Origin of the sequence: Kocuria kalidii (assembly GCF_044462225.1) — a bacterium.
In the GTDB taxonomy this organism is placed as follows: domain Bacteria; phylum Actinomycetota; class Actinomycetes; order Actinomycetales; family Micrococcaceae; genus Kocuria; species Kocuria kalidii.
In genome coordinates, this window is the sequence record NZ_JBISWJ010000073.1 from 1 (window position 1) to 11413 (window position 11413).

General features: G+C 70.6%; 12 protein-coding genes and 1 pseudogene. 8 read left to right on the forward strand and 5 right to left on the reverse strand.

Annotation, left to right across the window (positions count from 1 at the left end; all coding sequences use genetic code 11):
- The 3 genes from ACH9D3_RS10155 to ACH9D3_RS10165 all read left to right on the forward strand — a co-directional run.
- Window positions 1-645, forward strand: a 645-nt coding sequence (locus tag ACH9D3_RS10155; protein WP_396410814.1) for a TetR/AcrR family transcriptional regulator C-terminal domain-containing protein, incomplete at its 5' end; no start/stop codon positions are given.
- Complete coding sequence (locus tag ACH9D3_RS10160; RefSeq protein ID WP_396410815.1) at window positions 642-980, forward strand: hypothetical protein; 339 nt, start codon at window positions 642-644, stop codon at window positions 978-980. The genes ACH9D3_RS10155 and ACH9D3_RS10160, both read left to right, overlap by 4 nt.
- A 40-nt stretch (window positions 981-1020) precedes the next feature.
- A complete protein-coding gene (locus ACH9D3_RS10165; protein ID WP_396410816.1) occupies window positions 1021-1956 on the forward strand; it encodes a diacylglycerol kinase family protein in 936 nt (311 codons plus the stop codon).
- Between the two features lie 221 nt (window positions 1957-2177).
- Here the strand turns inward: ACH9D3_RS10165 and ACH9D3_RS10170 are convergent, their stop codons facing one another.
- The 3 genes and pseudogenes from ACH9D3_RS10170 to ACH9D3_RS10180 all read right to left on the reverse strand — a co-directional run.
- Window positions 2178-2585, reverse strand: a complete 408-nt coding sequence (locus ACH9D3_RS10170) for a DinB family protein (protein WP_396410817.1) — start codon at window positions 2583-2585, stop codon at window positions 2178-2180.
- Between the two features lie 68 nt (window positions 2586-2653).
- Complete coding sequence (locus ACH9D3_RS10175) at window positions 2654-3430, reverse strand: HAD-IIA family hydrolase (RefSeq protein ID WP_396410847.1); 777 nt, start codon at window positions 3428-3430, stop codon at window positions 2654-2656.
- A 139-nt stretch (window positions 3431-3569) separates the two neighbouring features.
- Window positions 3570-4139: pseudogene (locus ACH9D3_RS10180) on the reverse strand (recombinase family protein); the annotation flags it as partial.
- Window positions 4140-4188: 49 nt separating this feature from the next.
- Between ACH9D3_RS10180 and ACH9D3_RS10185 the strand changes: the two are divergent.
- Genes ACH9D3_RS10185 through ACH9D3_RS10195 form a run of 3 tightly spaced genes read left to right on the forward strand, consistent with a single transcriptional unit; the run spans window position 4189 to window position 5572 of the window.
- Window positions 4189-4404, forward strand: a complete 216-nt coding sequence (locus ACH9D3_RS10185) for an RNA polymerase subunit sigma-70 (RefSeq protein ID WP_396399980.1) — start codon at window positions 4189-4191, stop codon at window positions 4402-4404.
- Window positions 4404-4868 (forward strand): Clp protease N-terminal domain-containing protein, encoded by a 465-nt coding sequence (locus tag ACH9D3_RS10190; protein ID WP_396410818.1) that lies wholly within the window; start codon window positions 4404-4406, stop codon window positions 4866-4868. Before ACH9D3_RS10185 ends, ACH9D3_RS10190 begins: the two co-directional genes overlap by 1 nt.
- On the forward strand, window positions 4868-5572 hold the full coding sequence (locus ACH9D3_RS10195) for a DUF998 domain-containing protein (RefSeq protein ID WP_396410819.1): 705 nt from the start codon (window positions 4868-4870) through the stop codon (window positions 5570-5572). Before ACH9D3_RS10190 ends, ACH9D3_RS10195 begins: the two co-directional genes overlap by 1 nt.
- Window positions 5573-5640: 68 nt before the next feature.
- Here the strand turns inward: ACH9D3_RS10195 and ACH9D3_RS10200 are convergent, their stop codons facing one another.
- Complete coding sequence (locus tag ACH9D3_RS10200) at window positions 5641-6651, reverse strand: MBL fold metallo-hydrolase (RefSeq protein WP_396410820.1); 1011 nt, start codon at window positions 6649-6651, stop codon at window positions 5641-5643.
- A gap of 152 nt (window positions 6652-6803) precedes the next feature.
- Here ACH9D3_RS10200 and ACH9D3_RS10205 point away from each other — a divergent pair, with 152 nt between their 5' ends.
- Entirely contained in the window at window positions 6804-7739 is a 936-nt protein-coding gene (locus ACH9D3_RS10205; protein WP_396410821.1) for an alcohol dehydrogenase catalytic domain-containing protein, read from the forward strand.
- 230 nt (window positions 7740-7969) lie between these two features.
- On the opposite strand, the gene dnaB is transcribed toward ACH9D3_RS10205, so the two are convergent.
- Complete coding sequence (gene dnaB, locus ACH9D3_RS10210) at window positions 7970-9775, reverse strand: replicative DNA helicase (protein WP_396399988.1); 1806 nt, start codon at window positions 9773-9775, stop codon at window positions 7970-7972.
- Window positions 9776-9917: 142 nt separating this feature from the next.
- Between dnaB and ACH9D3_RS10215 the strand changes: the two genes are divergently transcribed.
- Complete coding sequence (locus tag ACH9D3_RS10215) at window positions 9918-11348, forward strand: amidase family protein (protein ID WP_396410822.1); 1431 nt, start codon at window positions 9918-9920, stop codon at window positions 11346-11348.
- Window positions 11349-11413 lie beyond the last annotated feature (65 nt).

The following is an 11413-nucleotide window of genomic DNA, read 5'->3' on the forward strand; positions in this document are numbered from 1 at the left end:
GGCCTGGAGGCCCTCTCCATGCGCCGGCTGGGCGCCGAACTGGACCGGGACCCCATGGCCCTGTACCGCTACGCGAAGAACCGGGCGGACCTCCTCGACGGGATCACGGAACGGGTGCTGGACCAGCTCGTCATCCCCACCGACGGCGACGACTGGCAGGACCAGCTGCGCGCCACCGCCCACGACGTCCGCGCCCTGGCCCTGGCCCACCCGCACGTGGTGCCGCTGCTGGTCACCCGGCCGCTGTCCACCCCGCTGGGACTGCGCCCGCTGGGCACCCTGCGCCCCCTGGAGAACATCCTGGCCCTGCTCATCGACGCCGGATTCGCCCCGGCCGATGCCCTGCACGTCTACCGGGCCTACTACGGGTTCCTCTACGGCCACATCCTCAACGAGCTCCAGGAGATCGTCGTGGACGCGGAGGAGAACGAGGACCTGCTGCGCCTGGGCCTGCACCGGCTGCCCGCCCGTTCCTTCCCCCGGCTGCGGGCCCTGGCCCCGGAGCTGGCCGACTACGACGGCGCCGGCGAGCTCGATCAGGGCATCACCATCCTGCTGGGCGGCCTCGCCGCCCAGCTCCACCCCACCGCACCCAGCACCCCGAGCACGTCGACGCCCGACCCCGGCCCACAGGAGCTCTCATGACCACCACCGCCGCTGACCACACCGGGCGCCACCAGCACTCCACAGCCCACGAGCAGACCGCCCCCACCCTGGTAGCACCTGCCCTGACCGCACCCATGGCCCCCGCACCCATGGCCCCCGCACCCACAAGGACACCGGGCAGCCGCCTGGACGCCGCGGAGGACTTCCCGGAAGACCTGACCGCACTCGGCATGGCGGACCTGCAGGTGCTGCACTCCCGGATCACCCGCCAGCTCGACCACGACTACCTCACCGACCCGGCCGGACCCCATCCGGCCACCATGGACCGGAGCGTCGAGCTGGCCGCTGAGCTGGACGCCCGCGACACCGCATGAAAGCGCATGACCCCGCTCGAATCCTCACCGACAGGCCCACATGAACACCACCCACACCACAGACCCCACCGACACCACTGATCCGGCTATCCGCAGGTTCGACGCCATCTGTGTGATCTTCAATCCGCACAGCACCGGGAACGCCCCGGAACTGGCTGCGCAGCTGCGCGAACAACTGGCCCAAGGCCTGCCCTACAGCCCGGAGATCCGGATGCTGCCCACCGCCTACGCCGGGCACGCCGTGGACCTGGCCCGAGAGGCGGCCGGCACACCGAACGCCCTGGTGGTCTCGGTCAGCGGTGACGGGGGCTACCACGAGGTCGTCAACGGGGTCATGGCCGCCGGGACCACCGACGCCGTGTGCGCGGTGCTCCCCGCCGGCAACGCCAACGACCACCACCGCACGACCGCCCGCCAGCCCCTGGCGCAGGCCATCGCCGAAGGCCAGGTGCGGGACATGGACCTGCTCCGCCTCACCACCGAGAACCACCCGGGTGCCCAGGCCGTCCACGCCCACTCCTACATCGGTTTCGGGCTGACCCCGGTGGTGGCCATCGACATCGACAAGGGCAACAAAGGGGCCTGGAAGGAGGCGGTCTCGGTCGTGCGGACCTTCGCGCGCTTCCGGCCCTTCCGGATCGAGCACACCGACGGCACCCGGGCCGAGATCGACAGTCTCGTCTTCGCCAACATCGCCCAGATGGCCAAGTACGCCACCCTCAGTGAAGCCGAGGACCGTCCGGCCGACGGGAAGTTCGAGGTGATCCTCTCCCCGCACACCGCAAAGTGGAAGGTGCTGCTCAAGGCCGCCCGCGCGGCCACCACCGGGCTGGGAGATCAGCCCAGTGTGGCCCGCTACGAGTTCACCGCCCTCAAGCCGATGCCCTACCAGCTCGACGGCGAGGTCCGCTCCGTCCCGTCCCACACCACGGTGCGCATCGAATCCGCACCCTCGGCCCTGACCGTCATCGGCTGAGTCCCACCCCAAAGAGCCTGGCGGGACTGCTGCATTCGTCAGTGACAACCTGAGCTGGCTTGATGGCCGCCATTCCGCCATGTGCACAGCGGAGGGGACCGAGTTCGCGTTCCCTCCTTGCTCATGGCCCCATCAGCATCAGCTGTGCCGATCCTGAACTGGTGTTCCCGCCCAGAACGCAGGACGCCGGCTGAGCCACCCCGACCGCAAGACCGAGCTCATCAGGGGTCTCCTCGTGATGGCCGACCGAGGGTCAGCTGCTGTCGGTGGTGGTAGTAGTGCCGGGTGCCGTCGTGGTAGATCTCGGCCAGGCTCGTCCAGTCCCGGAAGTACGGGTCCCAGGACACGGGCACGTGCATCCCGCAGGCCAGTGCGGCCGCGGGCTCGGCCTCGAGCTGGGTCCGCAGGACGTCGAGGGTGCGGTCGAACCACCGGATCAACCGCGGACCGTGGCTCATGCGTGCGGCCCCGCGGTCGCTGTGGTAGTCGATGGTGTGGAAGGGCCGGGTGCCGGACGAGGGCCGGCGCAGATCCGCTGGCGTCGCTGTTGCCACGAGGGCGTGGAAGTCCGTCCGAGAACGGTCGAGCTCGTCGTGGATCTCTCCACGGGTGGGTGAGGTGCCGCTCATCGCGGTCATCCCCTCGTGCGGTGTGCTGGATCAGGACGGGCCACAGCTGGAGGAATCTGCCGCCGGGCTCAGATGAGGTCGATGACGTCGGCGATCGAGTCCAGGACTCGTCCGGGGCGGTACGGATACTTGGTGATGTCCGCGACCTGGGTGGACCCGCTCAGCACCAGGATCGTCTCGAGCCCGGCTTCGATGCCCGCGACGACGTCGGTGTCCATCCGGTCACCGATCATCACCGTGCTCTCGGAGTGGGCCTCGATCCGGTTCATCGCGCTGCGGAACATCATCGGGTTGGGCTTGCCGACGAAGTACGGGCGGGCCCCGGTGGCCCGGGTGATCAGAGCCGCAACCGCCCCGGTCGCCGGCAGCGGCCCCTCCGCTGAGGGCCCGGTGGCGTCAGGGTTGGTCGCGATGAAACGAGAGCCGGACTCGATCAGCCGGATCGCCCTGGTGATGGCCTCGAAGGAGTACGTCCGGGTCTCCCCCAGGACCACGTAGTCGGGGCTGACATCGGTGAGGGTGTAGCCCACGTCGTACAGCGCGGTGGTCAGACCCGCCTCACCGACCACGTACGCCGAGCCACCAGGGACCTGGTCGGCGAGGAACCCGGCGGTGGCCAGTGCCGAGGTCCAGATCGACTCCTCGGGCACGGTCAGGCCGCTCTCGGCCAGTCGGGCGGTTAGGTCTCGGGGGGTGTAGATCGAGTTGTTGGTCAGCACCAGGAACCGGCGTTCCTGGTCGACGAGGCGCTGCAGGAAGTCCGCAGCACCCGGCAGGGCCTGCTCCTCATGGACGAGCACACCGTCCATGTCCGTCAACCAGCACTCCGGGCGGGAACGGTCCATCACGACACCTCCTGAAATGCGTTCTCGGCTGTCACCGATGCTACTGCCAGCACCTCATGCCCTCCCGGTGTTCCCTGCGGGCACCTGATGCATCACGAGCCTTTGCCCATGACCGTCTCGGATCCGTCGGCTGAGGCGGCTCCCGGAGGCGCCGGTACAAGGTGGCCCGCGACATCCCCATGTCCCGGGCCACCTGGGTCGCCGGCTCCCCGGCCACGATGAGCCGCAGGGCCCTGCGGACCTGGGAGTCGGTGAAGGTGTGGTGTCGCCCCCCGAGGTCCTTGCCGGCGGCCCGGCGCGTGGCCACCGAGTCGGTGATCCGCTCCCGCTCGTTCTCCAGCTCCATCTGCGCCAGGGCGGCCATGACGGTGAAGACCATCGAGCCCATCGGGGCGGCGGTGTCCACGTCTCCCCCACCGAGGTTCAGCACCCGCAGCCCGGCACCTCTCCCCCGCAGCGCCTCGGCGAAGACCAGCATGTTCTGCGTCGACCGCCCCGGCCGGTCCAGCGTGGTGACGACCAAGGTGTCACCCTCCTCCCAGGCAGGCACCGCTCTGTCGAACTGCGGACGCGAGGCATGCGCTCCGGACACTCCACTGTCCACGTAGATGTCATCGCGCCGCAGACCGGCGGCCAGGAGGTCAGCCGTTTGACGGTCAGCGTCCTGCTGCCGCGTCGACACTCGGGCGGACCCGATCAGCCCCCCCATGCTCATCTGCCGGGTTGACGTGGTCGACGTGTCAGTTCAAACTGACACCATGGATCAGGAGCAGATGGCTGCCGCATTGGCCGCCGAGGACCCGGCCGAGGGATTGCGGGCCGTGCTGGCACTGCGCCGTCTGGCCGAACAGGTCGAGGCCGACCAGGTGATGCAGGCCCGCCTTCAGGGCTGGTCCTGGCAACAGATCGGGGACGCCCTGGGCATCACCCGTCAGTCCGTCCACGCCAAGTACGGCAGACGAGGAGTTCCGTGATGAGCACAGCAACAGACAGTCGCCGCGTCGGCATGGGTGCGGTCTACCTGGCCGCCAACACCGAGGCCCTGCGGCGAGGCGATCGCCGGGTGGGCACCGAGCACCTGGTGCTGGCCATGCTCACTGACCCGGACTCTCCGACGGCACGTGCCCTGGGCGTCGACCTGGCCACGGCACGCGAGACCCTGGCATCCCTGGATCGACAGGCCCTGGCGGCCATCGGCCTGTCCCTGCCGCCAGGACCACCCGTGCTCGCCGGCAACGAGAAGGACCGGGTGAAACTCACCCCGGCGGCCCGAGCGGTGTTCACGGGCCTGCGCACGCATGCCACCGGGCGTCGATTGGGCGTCCACCATGTCCTGCTCGGGCTGCTTCAGCTGCAAGCACCGGATCCGGCGGCGGTGCTGCTGGACCGGCTGAATGTGGATCGCTCAACCATTCGCCGCCGCCTCGAAGATCTGTGATGACCCGCCCCCCTGCTGGCCTCGGGGCGACCGCTTCGAGGCCACAACCGTTGAATCGGATCCTCCTGGGGTGCGGGGCGGCGGCGGGGCCGGTGTTCATCGCCACCTTTCTGGTCACCGGCGCCGTCCGAGCTGACTACGACCCGATGCGTCACCCGGTGAGCTCCCTGGCACTGGGCCCGGGCGGATGGGTGCAACAGGCCAGTTTCTGCCTCAACGGCATGATGTACCTGGCCTTCGCCGCCGGCCTGGTCCGCACCCAGGGTCGCCGCTGCGCGCCTCTCACCGGGATCCTGCTGGTCGCCGCCGCGGGGGCCGGGCAGATCGGCGCGGGGATCTTCATCACCGACCCCGTCAGCGGCTACCCGCCGGGCACTGCCCACGTCCTGTCCGGATACAGCGGCCCCGAAGCCCTGATGCACGATGTCGCCGCGGTCCCCGTCTTCCTGGGCATCCCCGCCGCAGCCCTGATCTGGGCGCGCGCCTCTGCGCGCCACCGATGCCACTGCTGGGCGCTGTACTCCGGCGCCACCGCCGTGATCATGCTCGCCGGTCTCGCCCTGACCAGTGCTGCCTTTGCTCAGGCGCCGGCACTCGCCCCGGTCGGGGGACTCCTCCAGCGGCTCACGGTCGGCACCGGAATGACCTGGCTGAGCGCACTTGCCATCCGGTACCGGATCGCGACCGGCACCTCCACCGGCTGATGACGCTCGCTCCCCAGCACGTCACGGACGTCTCACGAGCGAGGTGTCTCACAAGGCTCTGGGCGGTTTCAGGGGATCCGTGCAAGCCCGACCGACACCTCGTAGGCACCGGAGGGACATACGTGCCGACCGCTGCGCACCTTGAGACCGATCTCGTCCAGATCGGCCCCGACGACCAGCCGGCCGCTGTACCCCTGCTGAGCCACCTGCCACTTCTCGAGCGGCCAGCTGCCGGGGACGACGTGGTTGAGCACCGGCGTCGGAACGCCGGCCTCCTCCGCGATGACGCCGACCTCTTCGACGGGGGTGTGGGACTTGATGAGGTGCTGGAACGCGGCCTCGTCCTCAGGACTGCGGGGCTCCGGGTAGCGCTGGGCCGCCCACTCGGTGGCGATCACCTCGTGCACCAGCACATCGGCTCCCCGTGCCATCCGAGTGCCCGGAGTGGGATTGTCCGGGGCCGTGACGGGCGGCATCGGGTGGGCACCGGTCTTCGGCGGCAGGACCCCGCGGTTGCCCGGCCCCCACACCGGGACCGGGCGGTCCGCGGCTACCAGACCGTTGTCGGCGCCCAGGCTGAGGATGTTCGACAGGTCCTTGATGTGGTCCGAGTGCAGATGGGTGAGGAAGACGGCCCGCAGATCACTCAGCGCGGCCCGGGCCTGCCAGTTCCCCAGCTTGGCATCCATCAGCCGGAACCCGACGCCCTCGCCGGTGTCGACCAGGTAGTAGCGGTCACCGACGACCAGTGCGCTGGCGATACCTCGGCCCTGCGGCTCGGTGGTGCCCCAGCCCGGACCGCCGCTGGTGCCCAGAACAACCACCTTGGTCCGCGCGTCGGAGCGCAACGGCGCCGCAACCCCGCTCGCTGAGGCAGCACCGGCCGGCGTCAGCAGAGGAACAGCCCCGGCCGCGGCGAGACCGCCGAGCACCGTGCGCCGCGACAGGGGAGGGTTGCGGGAGGACATCGTGGGCTCCTGGGGACAGGCCGTGACGAGACGCACTGCACACTGGTCTGCAGACCGTTCGCCCATCAGACGGGAGGCAAGGCCCAGCAGGCGGGAGGCAAGGCCCAACATCCGCCGAGGCCTCCTCCCGGGACGCCGGTGGCACGCGTCCCGAGTGCAGCGACACGCTGGCGGGTGGAATAGGCACCGGAACGTGCCGGTTGCCGTCACTGGAAGACGACAGGCCCCGGCTTCCGGGGCGATCGATCCTGAGAAGGAGCACCATGCAGGCAGTGTTCTACGACACGTACGGCGATCCCGACGTTCTCCAGTACGGCGAACGGCCCGACCCGAAGGTGGGTCCGGACTCCGTGCTCGTCGACGTGCGGGCATCGTCGGTCAACCCGGTCGACTGGAAGATCACCGCCGGTTACCTCGACGCCGTCCTGCCCACCAACTTCCCGGTGATTCCGGGATGGGACGTGGCCGGCGTCGTCGTGGAGCCGGGTCCCTCGGTGACCGAGTTCCAGGCCGGCGACGAGGTGATCGGCTACGTCCGCATGGACACCGTGGGGCTGGGCACCTTCGCCGAGCAGGTCGCCGCTCCGGTGCGGGCCCTCGCCCGGAAACCGCGCAACGTGTCCTGGGCCGAGGCAGCCACCATCCCGCTCGTGGGGCTCACGGCCTACCAGTCACTGGAGGCGGTCGGCGTGACCGAGGGCGACACCGTCCTCGTGCACAACGGAGCCGGCGGCGTGGGCACCTACGCCATCCAGATCGCCAGGGCCTGGGGGGCCCGCGTCCTGGCGACCGCGTCCGAGAAGAACCACGAGCTCCTGCGCTCACTCGGCGCCGAGCCGCTGACCTACGGCGCGGGGATCGCCGAGCGCATCGCCGAGGCTGCGCCCGAGGGGCTCGATGCCGTCGTCGACTTCGTCGGAGGCGAGGACTGGGTGGCATCCCTCGAGCACCTGAAGACCCTCGGGCGGGTGGCCTCCGTGGCCGACGCCGAGGTGAAGGAGAAGGGCGGCCGCTACATCTTCGTCCGCCCGAACCCTGCCGACCTGCTGGCGCTCACCGAACTCGTCGAAGCCGGGAGCGTGAAGCCCGTTCTCGCCGAGACCTTCCCGCTGGAGCGTGCGGCCGACGCCTTCCGCAGCAGCATCGACGGACACGTGCGCGGCAAGATCGCCATCACCATCGGGGACCAGAGCCAGTAGGACCCTGCACCGGGCCGGGCACCGGCCACTGATCCCGGTGCCGGGCCCGAACGCTCGCCACAACGGGTCTCGAGGAGTGGGAGTGCTGGTGCATTCCCACTCCTCGGCCTTACGGCAGCGCAAGAATGCGGACGGTGGGCCCCTGCGCTGCGACGCAGCGGGCGGACGCCACCGCATCGAGGCTCCCCGCCCGCGTCGCGGCACGGACCCCGGGCGTCGTGGGGCGGGGTCTACAGACCCTCGTGCGCCATGTTCGCGAACCGGGAGTAGTGGCCCTGGAACGCCACCACGATCGTCTTGGTGGGTCCGTTGCGGTGCTTCGCCACGATCACGTCGGCCTCGCCGGCGCGCGGCGACTCCTTGTCGTACACGTCGTCGCGGTGCAACAGGATCACCATGTCCGCATCCTGCTCGATCGATCCACTCTCGCGAAGGTCCGAGACCATCGGCTTCTTGTCCTGACGCTGCTCCGAGCCACGGTTCAGCTGCGACAGCGCGATGACCGGGACCTCCAGCTCCTTGGCCAGCAGCTTGAGGGCACGGGAGAACTCCGAGACCTCCTGCTGGCGCGACTCGACCTTCTTGCCCGAGCTCATCAGCTGGAGGTAGTCGAGCACCACGAGCTTGAGGTCGTGCTTCTGCTTGAGCCGGCGGCACTTCGCCCGGATCTCCATCAGGGACATGTTCGGGGAGTCGTCGATGAACAGCGGGGCGGAGTCCATCTTGCCCATCGTGGTGGCGATCTTGGCCCACTGCTCGTCCTGCAGCCGGCCCTTGCGCAGGTCCTGCATGTTCAGCGTGGCCTCGGCCGAGAGCAGGCGCATGGCGATCTCGTTGCGGCTCATCTCGAGCGAGAAGATCACCGTGGTCTGGTTGTGCTTGATCGCCGCGGAGCGGGCGACGTCGAGGGCCAGGGTCGAGTTGTGCGTGGGGATGAACGTCCGGCCGGCCAGGTACAGGTGCGACGGGTGGTCGATCTCGATGCACCGCACAGGCACCGACTCGATCGGCTCGATCGTCACGATTCGTCGTCGCCCTCCGGCCACGTAGGCAGCGTCAGGGCGGTCGAGGGCGGGAGCGTTGACGACGACGTGCTGCTCTCCCACCAGCATGGAGGCCAGGATCTCCTCGGTGGTCCGCACCGAGGAGGAGTCGTCGGTGGAGGTCAGCCACTGGTGCTGCTCGTCCGCGACGATCTCCGAACCGTCGTCGAAGCCCACCCGGTAGCAGGGCCGGTCGGTCATGACCTCGGTGGCGGCGACCACGCGGGACGGCGTGCCGTCCGCGGCGATGACCTCGTGCCCCACCTGGACGTCACCCATGGTCGTCCACCCCGTGGGAGTCGGGATCGCGGTGTCCAGGGCGAGCGCCTTGCCCATCGCCGGCCGGGCCGCGATGACGATCATCTGGCCGCCCTGGAAGCCCTGGGTCAGCTCGTCGAGCTCGATGAAGCCGGTCGGCACGCCGCGCATGCCCTCGCCGCGGGAGCCGGCGGCCTCGATCTCGTCGACCGTGGACTCGATGACCTCCTTGAGCACCGTGTAGTCCTCGGAGGAGCGGCGCTCGGCCACCTGGTAGATCTCGGCCTGGGCGGCGTTGACGATGTCGTCGACCTCGCCGTCGGAGCTGTAGCCCAGCTGCACGATCTTGGTGCCGGCCTCCACCAGCCGGCGCAGCACGCCGCGCTCGCGCACGATCTCGGCGTAGAAGCCCGCGTTGGCCGCCGTGGGAACGGAGGAGATGAGGGTGTGCAGATACGCGGGGCCGCCGACGCGCTCGATCTCGCCGCGCTTGGTCAGCTCGTCCGCCACCGTGATCGCGTCGGCGGGCTCACCGCGCCCGTACAGGGAGATCACGGCCTCGTAGATGGACTCGTGGGCGGGCTTGTAGAAGTCGACGCCGCGCAGGACCTCCACGACGTCCGCGATCGCGTCCTTGGACAGCATCATCCCGCCGAGCACGGACTGCTCCGCGACGTTGTCCTGCGGCGGGGTCCGGCCGTACTCCCGATCGCTCCCGGACGAATGCTCCGACACGTGCACACCTCTCCCCAGCGACCGCGCGGGGGCACGGACGCACGACGACGACGCCGCCCCGGCCTGTCGGGCAGCCTCCCCATTCTCGCACCGACCGCGGACACCGGTTGCCGCCCGGGCCGGTCCGTGGACACCATGGACCATGACGCTCAGCACAGACCTCAGCGGTCCCTGTTCCTGGGACCTCCGGACCACCCGGGCGGAGCTGGCGGCGGGTCGGATCACGCACGCGGAGCACGTCGACGCCCTGCTGGAGCGCCTGCCCACGGCCGAGCGTCTGGGCGCGGTGATCAGCGCGGACCCGGAGCTGCTGCGGGCCTTCGCCCACGCGCTGGACCGCCGGGAGACGCGGGGCCCGCTGGCCGGGATCCCGCTGGCGGTCAAGGACATCGTGGACGTCGCCGGGTTCCCCACCACCGGTGGGACGCGGGCGCTCGAGCACGACACGGTGGTCCGGGACGCCGCCGCGGTGGCCCGTCTGCGGGAGGCCGGGGCACTGCTCGCCCTGAAGACCAACCTGCACGAGCTGTCCTTCGGCATCACCTCCAACAACGGCTCGTACGGCCCGGTGCGCCACCCCGCGGACCCGGCGCTGAGTCCCGGCGGCAGCAGCGGGGGCTCCGCGGTGGCCGTGGCGGTGGGCCTGGTCCCGGCGGCGGTCGCCGCGGACACGGGCGGCTCCGCGCGCATCCCCGCCGCCCTGTGCGGGGTCGTGGGGTTCCGGCCCACGCTGGGCCGCTATCCGTCACGGGGCGTCCTGCCGATCGCCCACTCGCGGGACACGCTCGGCCCCATGGCCCGGACCGTGGACGACGTCGTGCTGCTGGACGCCCTGCTCGCCGGGGAGCACCCGCTCGGCGTGCCCGGCGCGCGGCACGTGGAGTTCGACGACGAGGGCCCCGGCCCGCTGCACGGCGTCCGGCTGGGTGTGCCCGAGCTGTTCCTCGAGGACCTGGAGCCGGGCGTGGACACGGTCTTCGGCGCGGCCCTGCGAGCGCTGGAGGCGGCCGGTGCGGAGCTCGTGGGCGTCGACCTCCGGCCGGCCCGCGAGCTGGCCGCCACGGCCGGCATGACGATCGCCCTGCACGAGTTCCTCCCCGACCTGCAGGCGTACCTGGAGGAGCGCGGCACGGGGCGCACGCTCGACGAGGTGGAGGACGGGCTCGGCAGTCCCGACGTGCGGCGGATCTGGGAGCTGGCGCAGGTGTTCCGGGCCGCCGACGACGAGTACCGCGCGGCCCAGGAGGAGCGCCGGCTCGCCCTGCGGCTGTACACCGGGGCGGTCCGGGCCCAGGGAGTCGCGGCGCTGGTGCAGCCGACGTGCCCGCTGACCGCCCGTCCCCTCGGCGACGACGAGACCGTGGAGCTCAACGGCCGCCGCGTGCCCACGTTCGACACCTTCACCCGGCACTCCGACCTCGCCGGGATCATCGGCACGCCCGGGATCAGCATCCCCGCCGGACGCACCGCGGAGGGTCTGCCCGTGGGTCTGGAGCTGGCGGCGGGACCGGGCGACGACGCCGTGCTGCTGGACCTGGCGCGCACCGTGGAGGCGCTGCTGCGCGACCGGTGACGTCCCGCGCCGCTCTTCCGGGGACAGCCCAACAATTCAGTCCGACAACCATTGACGAACACAAC